At 54.2% G+C, this 18,930-nt stretch carries 16 protein-coding genes, 1 tRNA gene and 1 riboswitch; of the genes, 4 read left to right on the forward strand and 13 right to left on the reverse strand.

Features of this window, described 5'->3' with window-relative positions:
• Positions 1 to 70 precede the first annotated feature (70 nt).
• The 9 genes from DW806_RS04530 to DW806_RS04570 form a co-directional block, all read right to left on the reverse strand.
• Positions 71 to 724 (reverse strand): methionine ABC transporter permease, encoded by a 654-nt coding sequence (locus tag DW806_RS04530; protein ID WP_110435731.1) that lies wholly within the window; start codon positions 722 to 724, stop codon positions 71 to 73.
• Positions 711 to 1,736, reverse strand: a complete 1,026-nt coding sequence (locus tag DW806_RS04535; protein WP_118729245.1) for a methionine ABC transporter ATP-binding protein — start codon at positions 1,734 to 1,736, stop codon at positions 711 to 713. The genes DW806_RS04530 and DW806_RS04535 overlap by 14 nt, the downstream gene beginning before the upstream one ends.
• A gap of 281 nt (positions 1,737 to 2,017) precedes the next feature.
• Positions 2,018 to 2,821: a lysozyme family protein gene (locus tag DW806_RS15655; protein WP_243022629.1), complete on the reverse strand. Its 804-nt coding sequence runs from the start codon at positions 2,819 to 2,821 to the stop codon at positions 2,018 to 2,020.
• 126 nt (positions 2,822 to 2,947) lie between these two features.
• Positions 2,948 to 4,069 carry an ABC transporter ATP-binding protein gene (locus DW806_RS04545; protein ID WP_118729246.1) on the reverse strand — a complete coding sequence of 374 codons (1,122 nt, stop codon included), beginning with the start codon at positions 4,067 to 4,069 and terminating at the stop codon, positions 2,948 to 2,950.
• A 673-nt stretch (positions 4,070 to 4,742) separates the two neighbouring features.
• On the reverse strand, positions 4,743 to 5,756 hold the full coding sequence (locus tag DW806_RS04550; RefSeq protein ID WP_110435734.1) for a FecCD family ABC transporter permease: 1,014 nt from the start codon (positions 5,754 to 5,756) through the stop codon (positions 4,743 to 4,745).
• Between the two features lie 16 nt (positions 5,757 to 5,772).
• Positions 5,773 to 6,918, reverse strand: a complete 1,146-nt coding sequence (locus tag DW806_RS04555) for an ABC transporter substrate-binding protein (RefSeq protein ID WP_118729247.1) — start codon at positions 6,916 to 6,918, stop codon at positions 5,773 to 5,775.
• Complete coding sequence (locus DW806_RS04560; RefSeq protein WP_118729248.1) at positions 6,915 to 7,811, reverse strand: hypothetical protein; 897 nt, start codon at positions 7,809 to 7,811, stop codon at positions 6,915 to 6,917. Before DW806_RS04560 ends, DW806_RS04555 begins: the two co-directional genes overlap by 4 nt.
• 526 nt (positions 7,812 to 8,337) lie before the next feature.
• A complete protein-coding gene (locus DW806_RS04565) occupies positions 8,338 to 9,351 on the reverse strand; it encodes a sirohydrochlorin cobaltochelatase (RefSeq protein WP_442861141.1) in 1,014 nt (337 codons plus the stop codon).
• A gap of 164 nt (positions 9,352 to 9,515) precedes the next feature.
• Positions 9,516 to 9,880: riboswitch (cobalamin riboswitch) on the reverse strand.
• An 87-nt stretch (positions 9,881 to 9,967) separates the two neighbouring features.
• Entirely contained in the window at positions 9,968 to 11,320 is a 1,353-nt protein-coding gene (locus DW806_RS04570) for an MATE family efflux transporter (RefSeq protein WP_118729249.1), read from the reverse strand.
• A gap of 245 nt (positions 11,321 to 11,565) precedes the next feature.
• Between DW806_RS04570 and DW806_RS04575 the strand changes: the two genes are divergently transcribed.
• The 3 genes from DW806_RS04575 to DW806_RS04585 all read left to right on the forward strand — a co-directional run bounded on the left by DW806_RS04575 (position 11,566) and on the right by DW806_RS04585 (position 13,519).
• Positions 11,566 to 12,171: a YczE/YyaS/YitT family protein gene (locus DW806_RS04575; RefSeq protein ID WP_021885137.1), complete on the forward strand. Its 606-nt coding sequence runs from the start codon at positions 11,566 to 11,568 to the stop codon at positions 12,169 to 12,171.
• Positions 12,172 to 12,293: 122 nt separating this feature from the next.
• Entirely contained in the window at positions 12,294 to 13,040 is a 747-nt protein-coding gene (locus tag DW806_RS04580; RefSeq protein WP_118729250.1) for a hypothetical protein, read from the forward strand.
• Between the two features lie 29 nt (positions 13,041 to 13,069).
• On the forward strand, positions 13,070 to 13,519 hold the full coding sequence (locus DW806_RS04585; protein WP_442861142.1) for a GNAT family N-acetyltransferase: 450 nt from the start codon (positions 13,070 to 13,072) through the stop codon (positions 13,517 to 13,519).
• Positions 13,520 to 13,908: 389 nt separating this feature from the next.
• On the opposite strand, the gene DW806_RS04590 is transcribed toward DW806_RS04585, so the two are convergent.
• From DW806_RS04590 to DW806_RS04605, 4 genes are all read right to left on the reverse strand, one after another.
• Positions 13,909 to 16,017: a heavy metal translocating P-type ATPase gene (locus DW806_RS04590; protein ID WP_118729251.1), complete on the reverse strand. Its 2,109-nt coding sequence runs from the start codon at positions 16,015 to 16,017 to the stop codon at positions 13,909 to 13,911.
• A gap of 209 nt (positions 16,018 to 16,226) precedes the next feature.
• Entirely contained in the window at positions 16,227 to 16,538 is a 312-nt protein-coding gene (locus DW806_RS04595; protein WP_116705070.1) for a DUF6110 family protein, read from the reverse strand.
• A gap of 263 nt (positions 16,539 to 16,801) precedes the next feature.
• Complete coding sequence (locus tag DW806_RS04600) at positions 16,802 to 17,692, reverse strand: helix-turn-helix domain-containing protein (protein ID WP_158578289.1); 891 nt, start codon at positions 17,690 to 17,692, stop codon at positions 16,802 to 16,804.
• 95 nt (positions 17,693 to 17,787) lie between these two features.
• The gene (locus tag DW806_RS04605) at positions 17,788 to 18,045 is read right to left on the reverse strand and encodes a heavy-metal-associated domain-containing protein (RefSeq protein WP_116705072.1); all 258 of its coding nucleotides are present in this window, start codon (positions 18,043 to 18,045) and stop codon (positions 17,788 to 17,790) included.
• 799 nt (positions 18,046 to 18,844) lie between these two features.
• Between DW806_RS04605 and DW806_RS04610 the strand changes: the two genes are divergently transcribed.
• Positions 18,845 to 18,928 (forward strand) — tRNA-Leu (locus tag DW806_RS04610).
• The last annotated feature ends 2 nt before the right edge of the window (positions 18,929 to 18,930 follow it).

Consider the following 18,930-nt stretch of genomic DNA (forward strand, 5'->3'; position numbering starts at 1 on the left):
GGGAATTCGCTCCTTTTCTGATATATATCATTTTTAATGATAACAAAATAAAATTGAGAATGAAAAACGATTATCTGTTTCTCTTATCCAGATGGTGTGCAAGACGCATGCCGACCTCCTGAAAAATCTGAACAACGATAACGATAATGATAACCGCTACCAACATGATCGGGAAATTATAGCGGTTATAGCCGTAGTTTACGGCTACGGTACCCAGACCGCCGCCGCCGATAAAGCCTGCCATTGCGGAATAGCCGAGGATGGTAACGACCGAAATCGCGCCGCCGACCATCAGGGACGGCTTTGCCTCCGGCACGAGCACCTTCCACACGATCTGCCACGGACTTGCACCCATGGACTGTGCGGCTTCGATCACACCGAACGGCACCTCCTTGATGGAGGACTCGACCATGCGGGCTACATACGGTGCTGCCGCAAAGGTCAGCGGAACGATCATCGCAGTGGTGCCGATGGCCTTGCCGACGATCGCGCGCGTAATCGGCGTAATCATAACGGCAAGAATCAGGAACGGGATAGAGCGCAGGATATTGACAACCACGCCCAGAACCGTGTTGACGATCGGCATCGGACGAATACCGCCCTTATCGGTAACAACCAGCGTCAGACCGAGCGGCAGACCGATCGCATACGAGATAACGGTCGAAACAATGACCATATACAGGGTTTCCCAAAGGCTCTGCGCCCAAACATTAAACGGAAGCATAATCGGCTACCTCCTCTGCGTGTATGTTCTGGGTTTCGAGGTACGCCAGTGCGCGTTTTGCCGCGCGTTCGTCCTCGGGAAGCTGCAGGATCATCTGACCGTAAGCCTTGCCATCCATGTTCTTGGTGTCCGCGAACATAATATTTACCGGCGCCTTGCACTCGAGCACCATGTTGGAGATTACCGGCTCGAACGACGAATTGCCGTCGAATACAATGCGGCAGTACCGCTTGCCGGTCGCAAGAGAATTGCGCTTGCCGTCCGGATAGATAAGCTGCTTGGCCATTGCGGATTTCGGTCGGGTGAACACCTCGTCCACCGTACCGACCTCGGCAATACGGCTGGAATCAATGATTGCAACTCTCTGGCAGATTTCCTCGATGACCGCCATCTCATGCGTGATAACGATGATGGTGATGCCGAGCGTCTTGTTGATCTCCTTAAGCAGTGCGAGGATCGACCGCGTTGTCGTCGGGTCGAGTGCGCTTGTCGCCTCGTCGCACAGCAGGATTTTCGGGTTGGTCGCAAGTGCTCGTGCAATCGCCACACGCTGCTGCTGACCGCCGGACAGCTGGCTCGGATAGTTATCCGCACGGTCTGACAGGCCGACGATCTCAAGCAGCTCACGCGCCCGCTTTTCCGCATCGACTTTGCTCGTTCCCGCAATCTCGAGCGGAAAACAGATATTCTGCAGTGCGGTTCTCTGCTGCAGCAGGTTGAACTGCTGGAAGATCATACCCATCGACCGGCGGGCCTCCAAAAGCTGCTTTTTGCTCAGCTTTCCAAGCTCCTGTCCATCCACCGTTACCGTGCCCTCGGTGGGCTTCTCCAAAAAGTTGATACAGCGTACCAGTGTGGACTTGCCTGCGCCCGAAAGACCGATAATGCCGAAAATCTCGCCGCGATAGATATCAAGGTCGATACCGTTCAGCGCAACTACCGTTCCGGCTCTGCCGCGAAAGGTCTTGTTCAGACCCTGAATCCGGACGATCACATCCTGTGCCACATTCATTCCTCCTTACATTTTCAAAAGAAAAGCGGAAAGCAGGTTTCTGCTTTCCGCCCGTTTTCTGTATCAGCCGCATGAAAAGCGGCCCGCCTATGCGTTTCAGCCTTACGGCTGCTTCGCAGAAAAACGAGCAGAACCACACATCATGCACATTTCCATTCGAACTGCACGCACGGTGATTTCCTCCTTTTCCTGCGGTTTAAATACTCTAAGCTGTGGGATAAGTATAGCTTTTTACAGGCGGTTTGTCAAGTAGTTTTGTCCAAACAGAGCGTAAAATACGATCACTCGATCAAATACTGCTTCACCAGACGGGCATAGAACATATTGCCGTAGGCATACCGCCAGCCGCCGTTTTCCTGAACTGCCATCGGGTTATCATACTGGATGGTATTGCCGCCAGACTGCTTCTCCGCGAATTTCTCAGCCAGCTCGGTGCTGTACACACCGTTGAACTTGGCCGCGTAATCGAGGAAACCGCTGCCGTAATTATACGCCTGAATGATGCAGTCCAGATCACAGTCCAGCGATTTGCCCTTGCTCAGCAGGTGTGCAAAATAGGTGCAGCCCTGCCGGATCGAGCTCTCCTCCTCGAGTGAATCGTTCGGCAGTCCGGCGCTGCCGGAGGACTGCATGATGTCGGTCAGCTTGCCGCCGCTCTCCACCTGCATGATGGCCAGCAGTACATCCGTGTACTCCGGAATGCCGTTCTGCTCGGCATATTTCTGCACCACCGGCTGATAGTACATAACCGACTGATAGACATTCACTGCCTTGGCTACCTGCTTGACCTCCTCGGTCGCGCTCGTGCCGGAATTGCCGGTATCACCGTCCGCGCCGCTCTGCTGCGGTGTGCTGATCAAATGCCGAAAGGCGAAAATAAGCACAATGAGCAGGACTGCCAGCCCGAGCAGCGCAAACTGCCGACGGCGTGCCCGCTGTCTGCGGCGCACTTCCGCCTCGGGCAGACGGCGTCTGACCGTTTTCTGCGTTCTTACCGGCTGCATATGCCGCGTACTGCGATGTGCATGGGCGGTTTTCCGCCGATAGCTGCCTCTGTTATGTCGTTTTTGTTGCTTTCTTGCCATGTTATCACTTTCCTGTGACAAAGTGGTTGCTCTCACCGGTGACCGGGCGGAACCTCCCCTGTCACCATTGGCATTATTGGCTATTTTACCACAACATTGCGTTTTGAGCAACATTTCAGGCGATCATCATGTAATATTTTCCAATTCCGATTTGCTCCGCAGCAGCCCCTCCTGCTGTGCCCAGTCGCGCAGCACGCGGTTTTTTTCGTTGACCGGACCGAACAAATCCAGACAGCAGACCGCATTTCCGCACTGCCGTACAAGCGCCTGCGCACGCGCGTAAGCGTCCTCACCGATCGGCTGATACGCCCGCTCGGTGACGGTCTCGACCGCCAGAGCACGAGCCGTCGGCAGCTCTACATCGTTCTCCGGCAGAACGCCTGCCGCGAACGGAATGCCGCGCCGCTGCAGTCTGCGGTACAGTGCCGTTCCGCTTCCGCCGCCGCCGATAACGAACACACGCGGCTCGCCTGTCACCCGCTCGAGCTCCAGACTGCCGAACTGCTCGTTATAGGTGCCGCGCTCGAGGTCATACAGGGTGCGGATGTAGTCGCCGGTGAATACCTGCTCCGGCGTGCCGCAGCGCTCAATTCTGCCGTTGTGAACGCAGATGAGCCGGTCGGACAGCTTCTGCGCCAGATCAATCTCGTGCAGCGAGAGAATGACCGCCACCTGCTTTTCGCGCACCAGCTGCTTGAGCACGGTCAGCAGTTCCAGCTTGTAGCGAATGTCGAGGAAGGAGGTGGGTTCATCGAGCACAATGACCTCCGGCTCCTGGCAGATGGCGCGGGCCAGCAGCACACGCTGCCGCTGTCCATCGCTGATGCAGGAAAAATCGCGGTCGGCAAGTTCATCCGCGCCGACAAGCGCCAGCGCCTCGTCCACCTTAGCGCGGTCCTCGTCGCTGAGCAGACCAAGCCGTCCGGTGTACGGATAGCGGCCTGCAGCCGCCACATCCCAGCAGGTCATCAACTCCGGCCGCACATGCTCGGTGAGCAGCACGGACATCGTGCGCGCAAGGTCACGCTCGGGCAGGGTCTGCAGCGATTTGCCATCCAGATATACCGTACCGCCGATGAGCGCCAGCTGACGGATGAGGCTTTTGAGGATGGTCGATTTACCCGAGCCGTTCGGACCGATGAGCGTTAAAATCTCACCGCGGTGAACACGCAGGGCGATGTCGCGGATGAGCGGCACACCGCGGTAGCCGACGGTCATTTCTTTTGTTTCGACGAAAGGATGGGACATTTTGTACCTTCTTCTTTAACATGATTGCTTACGAAGCAAGAGAATCTTGCCTACCCGACAGGGGCGCCGTGCCTACAGCGAAGGGCATAAGGGTGGACACCAAGGTTTCCACCCTTATGAATCCCGTTTCCTTTTGGGATAGCACGGCGAAATTTGCAGAGCTGAGACTCGCAAAGGAACGGCAGAGGATTTTTTCTTCCGCAGGACACGTTTAACGCGCCCATGTGTCCACATATTCGCAGTGTCAGATAGCGTACTGCTACACATACCGGCTACTCTGTGCAGGGTGCGGCATAACAGTGCCGCACGATTTGTGAGCCGGTTATAATAGACAGCATCTGCGTAGATAAATTCTACTAAGCAGAAAAATTCGTAGGTGCCGGGCGTTACAGCGTGCCCAAGGGTTGCGCGGCACTGCCATGCCGCGCCTGCGGAGACCTTCCGACCTGTGTAGCAGTACGTTATCTGTGAACCGCGAAAAAGCGGAGAAAGACACGAAAGAGTAACCCGTCTGCCGTTCCCCCTTTTCGGAGCGGTCGCCGGTCTCTGGTTTGCGTCAGACTATCTCACAAGGGAAAGGTAGGAGTTCAAAGAGGAAGGGAAACCGCAGGTGTCCCTTCCTTTTTGCCCCCGCGGCGGGCGCCGCACTCTCCCGCGCTCCGCAGAGCGCAACTCACCCTCTGGAGGACTTCCGATGCACCATAATATAAATGACGACCGGCGCACCAAACAGGGCTGTCACTGTGCTGATACTCAGCTCCGTCGGTGCAAACACCGTCCGCGCGATGAGATCGCACAGCAGGCAGAATCCCGCACCGCCGAGAAAGCACGCCGGTATCATCAGGATCGGTTTTGCCGTGCCGAACAGGCTTTTCGCAAGATGCGGAACCGCGATGCCGACGAACGAAATCGGTCCGGCAAACGCCGCTACACACGCCGAGAGCACGCTCGACAGCAGGATCAGCACCACGCGGAACGCGGTGATATTGACGCCCATACTGCGGGCATACCCCTCTCCGAGCTGGTACGCACCGATCGGCTTGGACAGCAGGAACACGCACACGAGCGACACCAGCACCACCGGCGTCATCACGCGGATATTGTCCCAGGAAATGCCCGAAAAGCTGCCCATCGACCAGTTATGCAGGTTGACAATATTGGAATCCTCGGCAAAGGTAATGACGAAATCCGTCACCGCTGAGCAGATATAACCGATCATCACGCCGCTCACGACTAGCAGCGGCATCTGCCGCACGCGCTGCGCGATGAGCAGCACAAAGCCCATCGAAAGCATGGCTCCCGCAAAGGCAGCTGTTATCATGACAGCAGAGCCGAGCACGCGCCCGCAGGACAGCGCGCCGATCATCGTCAGCGCAACCGTCAGCTTGGCGCCCGAGGAAATACCCAGCACGAACGGTCCCGCGATCGGGTTGGCGAAAAAGGTCTGCAGCAGAAAGCCGGAGACCGACAGCGCACCGCCGAGTAGAATGGCCGCGAAGATACGCGGCAGACGAATCTCCCACACGATGACCGCATTGTCGCCGCTGTGCGTCAGCAGAATCTGCGCGACCTCTCGTACTGACAGGTGCAGGCTGCCCGAGTTGACATTCCACACGAACAGCACGGCCAGCAGTGCCAGAAGCACGGCAAACGCGCCCGCATAACGCATTTTAGGCTGCGGTTTCATGGGAAATCCTCTCCTTTCAGGACAGCTTGTGTAAGTATTTCAGTGTGGACGGGTCGCCGTCTGCAATGACGGTATGGAAGTCGCGGATCAGCTCGTCCAGTTCCATTGTGGACTGGTACAGATTCTTCTCTGTACACCACACATTGCCGGTTTTCACGGCCTTGAAGTCCGCAAGCAGCGTACTTTTTTCCAACAGCTGGTCAAGCGTCTGCAGCTCACTGTCGATTGTGGCGTTGTAGATCATCACATCCGCGTCCCTGGCTCCGGCGTAAAAGCTTTCCATCTGCATATTGACGGTGGACTTTGCCGTATCGTCCGTCAGATCATCAAAAATGTATTTTCCTCCTGCCAGACTGAGCATCTCCGCGATATAATCCGTGGATTTGCGAACATTGACCGCACCGTTTGACGTAATGTAAAAGAACGAAACCGTCTTGCCGGCTGCCGGCTTCTGCAGGATGTCTACAATGCCGTCCACCTTATCCGCAAACAGCTTTTCCGCCTTGTCCTCGCAGCCGAGCAGCGTACCGTACACCTTGATCCACTCCATGCGGCCGAGTGCGTGCGGCTCGTAGCTGGAACGCTCGACAAACACCGGAATACCCAGCTTTTCGAGCTGCTCCTTGACCTCGGGCGTATGGTAGATCATGGTATTCTCAATGGCAAGATTGCAGTCAGCGGAGTAGATGGTCTCGTAATCCGGCGCGCTGTACTTGCCCGCATAGGTGATCTTGCCGTCCGCCATCGCCTGCTTGGCTTCGTCGATGTACCAGCCGTCCTGCCTGGTGCCGGACAGTGCAATACTGTCCAGCGCATCCAGTGCAACGAACTGGTCCATGACACTCGAGGAGACCAGATAAATGCTGTCCAGCGGCTGCTGCAGCACCACGATATCTGCGTCCAGACCGTCCGGCACGGACGCGTTTTCCGGAACGACCAGATAACGTGCGTCGTCCTTCACGGTAATGAGCGAATAGCCGCCGTCATAGTGATCGACCGAGAAGCACTCGGCATACTCCAAATCCACGCTGTCGGTCGGCTGCATGTCGCTCCACGAGACCGCCGCCTGCGTCTGTGCGGTCGATTGCCGGGCAGTTCCGCAGCCGGACAGACCGCCGAGCAGCAGTGCCGCACTCAGGCACCATGCTGTAATTCTTCTCATTTTGCTGCCGAAGCGATGGACGCAGAGTCAAAACGCAGCGTGTACTCGATCTCGTGCGGCTCACTCATTGCGGTAGTGTCGGCTACGACCGGCATCGCCCAGTCAAAGCCCGCAACCGGAATTTCAAACGTGGAGTGCTCATTTTCGATCACAGCATCGTACTTTTCGTCGTTCACCTTCATGTAATCGTAGTTTTTGCTGCTCCAGATAATCTTAGCCGTCACCTTGCCGCCCGAAACGGTCAGCGCTGCAGGAGATTCCACGCTTGCACGGCCGGAGCCGCCGGAAAGCGTTACGTCAGCGGTGTAGGTGCCGTCTGCGAGAGACAGGCTCTCAGCGGTGGTCATTACGCCGTCTGCCAGTGCGTCTGCCGGCAAAGAGTCCGCGCGGAACACCAGGGTGCGGTCGTACCACTTCTCCTTCTTCTTGCTGAAGGCTGCGCAGTCAATTCCCTCATCGAGCGCCTTAACCGGAACGGTAAAGCTGTGTGTGCCGTCGGCTTCCTCGGTGAACGGAATGTAGTCGGCCTCCTCGGCAGCGGCAGCCTCCTCGCCGGTGCCCATGTAGACGTACAGATAACCGGTACCGCCCATGTGCATCTTAGCGGTCATTTCGCCGTTCTTGACGGTCAGCTCGCATGCGGTAACGTTGAACATGTTGGAGCTGGAATCGACGGTTACATCGTAGGTGCCGTCCTTCACTTTGTCGCCGGTGATCGGCGTCATGCCGTCCTCAACAACGTCCTCGACACCGGCCATATCGGACGCAGAAGCGACCTGAGAGGTGGTGCTGCTGTCCTGCGCGGAGGTATCCTGCTGGGTGCTGCCGCCGCAGGCGGAAAGCAGCATGAATGCCGCAAATACGGCGCTTAACAGTGCTTTTTTGTTCTTCATTGTGGTTTCTCCTTTGTTTTGCGATATAAACGGGATTTTGATGAATGGCTGCCATTCGGGGCATTTGCGCTTGAGAAGCGAACGGAATCTTGCCTACCCGGCAGGGGCACAAGAGGGTAGACACCAAGGTTTCCACCCTCTTGTGAATCACCCCTTTCCTAAGAGAGCACAGTGGTTGTTCAGAACTGAGACTATAAAGGAACGGCAGAGGATTTTTTCTTCCACAGGACGCACGATGTGCGTTCATGTATCCGCATATTCGCAATGTCAGATACCGTACTGCTACACATGTGGGTTACTCTACGCAGCGTGCGGCATAACCGTGCCGCACAAATCGTTAATCTGGATATTACAGACGGCACCTGCGAATTACGCCTATCACGTTCTCTTCACTCTCAACGCTTCACTCTGGGTATAATTCTCCATTTTCAATTCTCAATTCTGCACACCGAAATAGACAATCAAAATTTCCACAAAAACAGGGTCCGTCCGCATTCCACGGTCCGGACCCTGCTGTTTACTTGATTTACTTCAGGGAATCAATCGCTGCCTGTGCGTGTGCAACAAACAGATCCTGGATTGCCTGCACAGAGCCAAGGCCCTCAACTACGGTGGTTACCTCGAAGCCTGCCTTCTCAAACTCGGTCTTCCAGGAGCCGTCCTCGTCGCCTGCCATATCGTTATTGGCGTGGTCGCCTGCAACGATCATCAGCGGACGCAGAACAACCTTCTTATAGCCACCTGCCTTAACGGCTGCGATTACGTCATCGAGGGACGGAGTTGCCTCAACAGTGCCGACAAAGTAGTTATCGTAGCCTGCGGCCTTGAGGGTCTCCTGCATCTTGGTGTAAACGCTGTTGGAATCCGCCTCGGTGCCGTGACCCATGAAGCAGATTGCGGTCTCGCCGTCGTCATACTCCTTGGTTGCGTCTACGATGGCATTCATAACCTTCTGGAAGTCATCGTCAGAGGTCAGCAGCGGATCACCGAGCACGATCTTCTCGAAGGAATCCGAATAGCCTGCCAGCTCATCCTTGAGGTCGTTGTACTCCAGACCGTTCATCAGATGGGTCGGCTGAACAACCAGGGTCTTTACCTTGTTAGCTACGGCGCGGTCCAGTGCCTCGGTTACGTTGTCGATCTTCTCGCCGTCACGCTTATTTACATGGTCGATGATGATCTGGCTAGTGAAGCCGCGGCGTACCGCGTAATCCGGGAACGCCTTCTGCATAGCCTTCTCGATGGCGCCGATGGTCTCACGGCGGCTGTCGTTATAGCTGGTGCCGAAGCTGACTACGAGCAGCTCGGTATCACCAATTTCATCCTGATTCAGCGGATCGTCCAAGGAAGCGTCACCCGTTTCATAGTTTTCGTCCGGATCGGTCTGATCCTGCGCATCGGTCTGTGCAGTGGTGTTATTGTCCTTCGTGTCGTCCGCAGCTGCGGTCTTGCTGCCGCCGCAAGCGGTCAGCATGGACATCAGCATGCCGGAAACGATCAGCATAATGCCGAGCTTCTTCAGTTTGCTTACTTTGCTCATGGTTTTCCTCCTTCGTTTTGCTTGCAAAGCGAAAGCGCACACTTTGAAAGAAAAAGGGTACGGAAAACACACAGTCCCCCCATCAATATATGATGAAAGGGACTGCTTGAATCAAAAATCATGCGGTATCAGTACAATCAATAACTCGTGACCCGGAAGCAGCTTCCCGTACCAACAGACCGGCAGGTTTCCTGACTTGCGGCTCTTAAGGCAATACCGCATAATTGCACAAGAGCGATTTGCGAGTAAATTCTGCGTACTGACGAGGCGTGGTTTTGCGGTAATACTTGATGTATTACCGTGAAATCACAACGAAGTCAGGACACAAAGTTTCCGCAAAGCGCCGCAGCTTTCATCATGCGATGTTGCCTTAGAACTGCCGCCTTCCCGATACCGCAATATCAGTGACGTAAATGGCAGTCCATTCCCCGCTTACAGTGACGAGATCGTGCAGGATTTGCACCTGCTTCCCTTTTACCCGCTGTCCTGTTCGAAAACATACAGCGGCACCGACTGTTCGCTTATTTACTTATTGCGCGGAAAATTCCCGCATTGCACGAGTATTATACTATATTTAACCGTCAATTACAACCGTTTTCCGGAGAAAAACGCGCGCTTATGTCTCCTGCGGCCGGAAAACCTTTTTCCGCACGATCAGGTAGCACACAAAGTGCGCCAGGATGGTCAGTATCCACGAGATCGGGTAGGACGCATACAGGATGAACAGCGTATGCTGCACGCGAAAGACCGTAAAAATCCAGATGATACGGAACACACATGCGCCAATCAGCGAGACGATCATTGGCAGCATGGAATAGCCCAGACCGCGTATTGTGCCCGCGAGCACATCCATCATGCCGCACAGGCAGTAGGTGACGCTGATGACCGACAGGCGCTGCATACCGAACGAGATGACCTCCAGATCATCCGAGTAGATGTGCAGCAGATGATTGCCGAGCAGATGTGCGCCGTTGCCGAGCACCAGACCGATCAGTGTGACGATGCACATGCAGCGCACGAGTGTCTGGTCGATGCGGTGATAATTCTTTGCACCGAGATTCTGACTGGTGAAGCTGATGGAGGTCTGATAGAGCGCGTTCATCGAAATGTACACAAACCCCTCAATGTTGGCGGCTGCCGTGTTGCCCGCAACCGTTACTGCGCCGAAGCTGTTGACCGAGGACTGAATGAGTACGTTCGAGATATTGAAGATAACGCTCTGCATACCGGCAGGCAGACCGACCTGCATGATTCTCAGGAACTTATCCATGTGGAAGTGCAGACGGCGTAAGTCGAGATGGCACATGCCGTCCGATTTTACAAGGCACAGCACGGTCAGCGCCGCAGAGACACACTGGCTGAGTACGGTGGCGATCGCAGTTCCGGCAACGCCCATGCCGAGCAGGCACACAAACAGCAGGTCGCCGAGGACGTTCATCACGCCTGCCGCCATCAGGAAGTACAGCGGACGCCGGGTATCGCCCACGGCACGCAGCACGGCTGCACCGAAGTTGTAGATCATGGTTGCCGGCATACCGATGAAGTACACTTGCATGTACAGCACGGCCTGGTCGATAACCTCGTCCGGTGTGGCCATCAGCGTTAGCATAGGACGTGCGAGCACAACGCCGAGCACGATCAGTATCGTGCCGCCGATTAAGCCGGTGAGCAGCGCCGTCTGGATGGTCTGCTGTACGCCGTCGTAATCCCGCTCGCCGTAATGCCGTGCGACAAGCACGTTCGCGCCGACCGAAATACCAATGAATGAGTTGACCAGCAGGTTGAACAGCGAGGTGGTCGAGCCGACCGCCGCCATTGCATTGCTGCCCGCAAATTTGCCGACTACGACAATGTCGGTCGCGTTGAACAGCAGCTGCAGCACACCCGAAAGAATCAGCGGCAGCGAAAACAGCAGGATTTTGCTCAGCAGCGGACCGCTGCACAGGTCCATCTCGTAGCTGCGTTTCATTCGTTGAAGCACTTCCCTTCTTGCGTAAAGTTTTCCTATTGCCTATATTATCTATCGGAATATCGGTGGTGTCAATGGGTGATTGTGCTTCGGGAGTATTCATGGTATAGTAAAGCCACAGTAGAATGATAAATCGGGATTTGTGGAGGAGAGTAATTTGCTGGTATTAAATAAATTAGAGCGGTTGCTAACGGTGTGCTTTAAACCCAAAGAAAATTATACGAGGAGCGAATTATTAAAAGTCAATGAAAAATAACAATAAAAAAACACTAAAGAAATTGGCAATCCTTGTAATAGGTTCTATAATTGCGGCTTATGGAATTACACTTGCACTGTATGCTGGATTTGGCGGAGCTACGCTTGCGGTGCTGTGGCAGGGGATTGCAAGAACATTTCACATAAGCATTGGCACAGCATCTTTTGTTGTAGCATTGGGAATGATTTTGTTTGCGCTCATTTACGATAAAAGTCAGATTCATATAGGAACTGTGTTGTACCAGATTGTATACAGTACCTGTGTAGATTTGTTTGCTAACTGCCATATTTACAGTACCTATAAGTGGATCAATTTTTTAATTATGTTGTTAGGAGTGGTTTTGTTTGCTGTCGGAACAGGACTATATGCGTCGGCATCCCTTGGTAGAGGCTCCTATGAGGCAGTCACTTTTGCTTTAGCAGAAAAAAATCACTGGCAGATTAAATTTGTCCGAATGGCATTGGATATTTTGGTTGTTGTTACAGGTGTTTTGTTTGGCGGAAAGTTTGGTGTATGCACGCTTATTACAGTTATCATTTCAGGCCCAATTATCCAATTTGTTAATGCGAAAGCAAAACAAGTTTTAAAGATATGATAGTAAAGAAACTTACAACTTCCAGTTTAATCAAACAAAGAAATTATCGGAGAGGAAAATAAGGAATTGGAAAGCGAAAAGAACGTGATTGCAGATAAAGCAGCATCCAAGGAGACGATTATATGAAAAAACGCCTGTTATCTGCCGTTTTGGCGCTGGTTCTATGTGCTTATCCCGCTATGGCTGCTGATTTCGGCACGCTGACGATCTCCTCTGTCCGCGAGGTCATAGATGATTCTGTACTGTATGAGCTTGCCGCAGCGGACGAACCCAGCACGCTCACCTTGCGCACACCGGACGGTGAAACCGGTTCTCTGACATTTGACGGCACAGAGTATCACTTGCAGCCGTGCGGACAGACCGACGAATTCACCTATTCGGTTTTGTTTTCCGCGGACGGCGAAAACGCCTATGGTCTCCCCTACACCGAATGGTTTATGGCCGATTCCGACATTGGGCAGCACATTTTTGATCCGGTGACCGAGTGGGACGCCCGGCATATCTGTTCTGTGCCGCGCTGGCGCGACTGCGGTACACTGCGCCTGACCGGACAGAACAAACTCAAGCCGCCGTATGCGCTGCTGACGCGCTTTTTTGCAATCCATCGAGACCAGACTTCCGCCATTTCTCTGAAAATGCAGCCTGCTCTGGGACAGCCCCTGTTCCTTGCATACCATAACGGAACTTACACGCTGACTGAGACCGATCCGGACCGGTTTATCCGCACCGAGTGGACACAGCTTGTGCCGCTGCCGACGAATGACCTGCGCACGCTGTCCCTCACGCTGATCAACGCCAGCGGCGAACAGCGCCCGCTGTTTACGTTTCCGCATCCGGTAACGTATCTGACATTACCTTCTATTGTGTAACAATCAAATTTGCAGGAGAGTCCCCCACTATGATTAGAGAATTACGAAAAGCAGATATCAATCAAGTTGCCGATATATGGCTGGATACCAATATAAAGGCACATTATTTTATCCCTGCCCAATATTGGAAAAGTAATTTGGAGCTTGTGAAAGAACTGCTGTTGCAGGCAACTGTCTATGTCTATGAGGACAATCAGAAGATACAAGGATTTATCGGGCTGAATGGCGAATATATTGAAGGCATTTTTGTTTCTGAAGCAATGCAGTCGCAGGGTATCGGTAAAATACTGCTGAATTATGTAAAGAATACAAAAAGCAAACTGATTTTGAATGTATATCAAAAAACACACCAGCAATATCTTTTTATCAAAGAGAAGGATTTGAAATTCAGTACAGCGGCCTGGATGAAGCTACCGGAGAAAAAGATTATAGAATGGCGTGGCAGCAGAAGTAAAATACAGTTTTTCAAACAGTTATAGAAACACAAACCCCCGTCAAAGACGGGGGCAGCTTGTCGAAAAAGTCAGATTTCTATTTTGTGCTTCGTGCGACAGCACGCATAAAATAGAATTTGCGCAGCAAATTCATAAAAACCGGGGGGCGTGGTCCAGACCACCCTCTCTTGCCGCTATGCGGCAATTCACCTTGTGTACCTCGGTTTTTATACAAGGGAAGAAAAATTGTGTCCGGAGGACGCGGTTTTTCTTCAGCATTCGATCGAAAGCGTGGTTTCGATCGAGAGGCTGCTCGAAAAACGATAGTTTTTCGACAGCCTCAACCCCCCGTCAAAGACGGGGGGTTGTTATACCTGAATCGCAAAAAGAAAGAGTGGAAAGCGCTTCACTCTCCACTCTTAACTCTATTAAAATTACTTGCTCTCCAGCAGACGAGTCGTCTCGGAAGAATCGATCAGATTGGTCATGCTGCGCAGGCTGATGCCCAGCGTAGACAGGTTGTGCATCATCGCAGATGTTGCGGGAGCCAGCACGCCGGCAACGCCCAGACCGATCAGCGAACCGTTAAAGCCGATTACGAAGCGGTAATTGGAGTTGATACGGCTCATCAGACCCCGTGCGATACGGCGCAGCGCAACCAGCTCAAACAGATTCTCGGCTGCGATGGTGATGTCCGCAATCTCACGGGCGATGGCAGCGCCGTCGCTGATGGCTACGCCAACGTTAGCCGCCGACAGCGCCGGAGAATCGTTGATACCGTCGCCGAGCATGATGACCGTATGGCCTGCCGCGCGTTCCTGCTCGACAAAGTTTGCCTTGTCCTCCGGCAGAACCTCAGCGCGGTAGTCGTCCACGCCGACCTCAGCCGCGATAGCCGCTGCCGTGCGCTCACTGTCGCCGGTCAGCATGACTGTACGCTTGATGCCGAGGGCGCGCAGCGCCTTCATCACATCGTGGGCCTCCGGACGAAGCGGGTCTGCGATGCAGATAACGGCCGCCAGCTCACCGCCGATGGCCAGATACAGGTGCGAGAACTCGGGCGGGAGTGCATCATACTTCTCCTGCTCACCGGCCGGAACCGTACACTTTTCATCCTCGAAGATAAAGTGTGCACTGCCGATAACGACCTTCTTGTTTTCAACCATGCTGGAAATGCCGTGCGCTACGATATACTCAACCTGCGAGTGCATTTCCTCGTGCGCCAGATTGCGCTCACGCGCAGCGCGGACAACGGCGTTCGCCATAGAGTGTGGGAAATGCTCCTCCAGGCAGGCTGCAACGCGCAGCATGTCGTCTTCGGAACGACCACCGAACGGAATAACCTTGGCAACCACCGGGCAGGCGTGCGTCAGCGTGCCGGTCTTGTCGAATACAATGGTATCCGCCTGCGCGACAGCCTCGAGGAACTTGCCGCCCTTGACCGTGATATGATACATGCTTGCCTCACGCATGGCGGACAGAACCGCCAGCGGCATAGCCAGCTTGAGCGCGCAGGAGAAGTCAACCATCAGCACGGACAGTGCACGGGTGACATTGCGGGTCAGTGCGTAGCTGAGCGCACTGCCGACCAGCGTGTACGGCACCAGCTTGTCCGCCAGATTGGCGGCATGGCTCTCAGCAGCACTCTTCAGCTGCTCGGACTGCTCGATCATGGAAACGATCTTGTCGTAGCGGCTCTCGCCGGAGGACTGTGTGACCTCGATCACGCAGTCGCCTTCCTCGATGACCGTGCCGGCGTAAACCTGCGTACCCGGACGCTTTGCAACCGGCATGGATTCTCCGGTAAGCGATGCCTGATTAACCATGACTTCGCCTTCAATAACCTCACCGTCCAGCGGGATGACGCTGCCCATGCGAACCAGAATGTGGTCACCGACAGCGATGTTGGACAGCGGTACAAGTACCTCTGCGTCATCGGTCTTGAGCCATACGCGTTTTACGTTGAGCGACATGCAGCGTGCCAGATCGTCAACCGACTTTTTATGCGTCCACTCCTCGAGCAGCTCGCCAATATCCAGCAGGAACATAACCGAGCCTGCCGTGGAGAAGTCCCGGCGTACCATCGAAACACCGATGGACAGCGCGTCGAGCAGCTCAACCTTCAGCTCTCTGTGAATCAGGCGCTTGAGACCGCGGCCGAGGAACGGCAGCGACAGCCAGATCGTGCGTGCAATCTGCAGCGGCGTTGGCAGGAACAGCGTGCAGGCAAACTTCGTAATAACCTTGCCAACCAGCTTTTCCTGATACTCACGGTTGAGCGCACGGCCGCTGTGGGTCGGCGTCAGCGCCGTGACAGACGGTGCAGTATAGTTAAACTGAGCGATCGCGCGGATGATATTCTCGCGGTCACCGATGTAGCGGATGACAGCACAGCAGGTGCGCTCGTGCACGGTTGCGCTGAGTACACCCGGCTGATTCTGCAGATACGCCTCCAGCAGATCAGCCTGCTCCAGCGTCATGCGGTACTGCTTCATGCGCACGCGAAGCCGTCCGCGGCTTTCGTGTTCAATGAATGCTTTCATAGTAAAATTACCTCCAGCTTACTTCCGGTAGATAGGAAAAGAGGGGCTCTGCCCCTCTTTGATATTCGTCCCATGAAAACCGGGAACATGTGCCTCGGTTTTCATTCCCTAAGAGGGAGAAAGCTTCCGAACGGGAACTTTCGGGCGACTTTGGAACGGCTCACAGTCCGTTCTTCCTGTCCGCCAAACCACGGTTTGGCAACAGGTTCTTATGCCTCAACCGGAGCAGCAGTCGGGTCCTCATCGGTCAGCTCAACCTCAATGTCTGCATCCTCAACAGCAGCAGCCTCTGCCTCAGCAGCGCGCTTCTCGTTGATCTCCTCTGCGGAAGCGAGGATGTCGCCGACGTTCTCCTTAACGCAGTCAACGGTATTCATAACAGTATCCTTCATGCGAAGAACCGCTGCGGTAGCATGGGTATATACGTTCTTAGCATCCTTGCTGCTCAGCAGCTTGATACCTGCGGAACCGAACAGAGTGCCACCAACAAATACGGCGATGTCCTTGTAAATCTTCTTCATAATATGTTCCTCCTATCAATCTCACTTGCGCTTACAGCCGGTAATCATCGTCATTACCATGCAGAACAACGCGGCCCATGCCCAAAAACGATGCTGCTTCATACAGTACACCTCCAAACATGGTGTGTTTTTTGTTTGCGATTATCATATCACAATTTTCCCTGCTTGTCGCACAGCTTTAGACATGAAACGCACGGAATCGGACATTTTCGCAGTTTGTTGCCGCTAATTTTTAGTTTTATCGTCAAAATAGTTGCATTTTGCTAACTTTTTCGAGCTTGTCGGCGGTACTGCGAGGGCGTCAGCTGATAGCGGCGCTTGAACGCCACACCGAACTGACTGGCGCTGTTATAGCCGACCGCCGCTGCAATATCCACGATGGAGAGCGGACTCCGATGCAGCAGTTCGGCAGCATGCTGCACCCGCTTTTCAAGCAGATACTGGTGGATCGGACGACCATAGGTCTGCCGAAATATATCCTTCAGGGCGGTTGGCGAAATGCGGAACCGTGCAGACAGCTGGTCGATCGTAAGCGGGTCGGACAGGTGCGATACCATATACTCTTGTACCTGCCTCACTGTATCGGTCAGATAGTGATCGCGGGAGACGGATTCCGGCGGTATCGTCAGCAGCGGACTGTCTGTACTGATGAGGTACAGCAGCTCAATGGCCTTGATTGCACTGTAGGCGGCTCTGTCCTGCTCCGGAACGGACTGCAGTGCCGCAGCCAGACTATCAATCCACACCGCGCTGCGCAGCACTACGCAGCCCATATGCGGAGTGACTCGTGCTTTGATTCGTGCTGCGTTGACCGTCAGACGGCACGGTGCCGCTGCGCTCTGCTCGATGAGCACCAGCTCACCGCTGAACAATCCGTCCGCGACCGAAAGGCTCTGCACACTTGCGCCGAGCAGCAGCAGTACCTCGTGCTCATGCAGAAACACTTGCCGCCCATTGGTCATGGTCAGCCGCAGACCGCCCTGCCGGCAGAATAGCACCTCGCACGGCACCTCGGATGGCTCCGCAGGCATGGCCGGCGGCACGCTCAGCGCGCAGTCAAAATCGCACACGCGCACGCCATCCATCGGCTGGGTCCAGCGTACGCAGCCGGACAGCGATGCGCCGGTATTCGGTTTGAGCAGAGTTTCCAGCACTGCGATTTCCTCCGTTGGTATATATCGGTTTATTAGGTTAGATTTTGCTAACCTATGTTGAAAAGCAAAGCCGCTGCAAAGCGGCCTTACTCTGCTCATTTATGCAGAAAGGAAAACAGTCCCTTTTTCTCATATCGCTCCTTGGAAAAGGACGTAACGGTGTAGCCGGTAGCGTTTACCGCATCGCGGACAGCCTGCTCATCGAGATCCTGCTCAGTGAGGATAACCGTCTGCCCCTTGCCGTGAGAGGAAGTGACCTTCTTCACAGGAAATGCCTTGCGAACCGCATCGTTGACATGGCTTTCGCACATGCCGCACATCATGCCGTCAACGCCGAGAGTAATTTTCAACATGGGTGTAATGCTCCTTTTGTACCCGAGCTGGTTAGCTTTTACTAACTAACAATATATCACGAAATATCGCAGATTGCAAGGGGGAATCCTTAGTTTTGCGTAGGAGTTTGCTCATGCAGGATTCGCCGCACCCGCGGCAGGGGCAAGAGGGTAGACACCTGCGGTTTCTACCCTCTTAACTCCCGTTTCCCTTTATTTCTTAGTCTGGCGCAGACCAGAGACCGGCGACCGCTTCGATAATGGGGAACGGCAGAGGATTTTTTCTTCCGTATCTTTCTCAACCTGTTCGCAGGGTCAGATAGTATTCTGCTACACAGACCGGAAAGTCTGCGCAGGCGCGACATAACAGTGTCGCGCAACTCTTTGGCGCGTTGTACCGCACGGCACCTGCGGATTAGGCATTTGGTACAATTTATCCTCGTAGGTGCTGTCTATCATAACGCGCTAACGAGTTGCGCGGCACGGTTATGCCGCGCCTGCGTAGAGTAGCCCGTCTGTGTAGCAGAACGGTATCCAGCACTGCGTATAGGTTTCGGCATGGGAGCACACTGTGCTCCCCTACAGAAGAAAAAATCCTCTGCCGTTCCCCATATTTCGGAGAGGTCACATATCGGTAATCTGCGCCAGGCTATCCATGGGAAAGGGGTGATTCTCAAGAGGGTGGAAACCGCAGGTGTCTACCCTCTTGTGCGCCCGCGCGGCGTCAGCGCAGATTCCCTCGCTTCGCAAGTGCCCACTCCCGATGAGCATATCATCAAGATTGACAAATACCCGCAAAAAGGGTATACTAATCTTACCTGCGGGTATGGCGGAATTGGCAGACGCGCCAGATTTAGGTTCTGGTGTCCTCGACGTGCAGGTTCAAGTCCTGTTACCCGCACCAAC

The sequence above is a fragment of the Butyricicoccus sp. AM32-19 genome (assembly GCF_003480365.1).
GTDB classification, from domain to species: domain Bacteria; phylum Bacillota; class Clostridia; order Oscillospirales; family Butyricicoccaceae; genus Agathobaculum; species Agathobaculum butyriciproducens.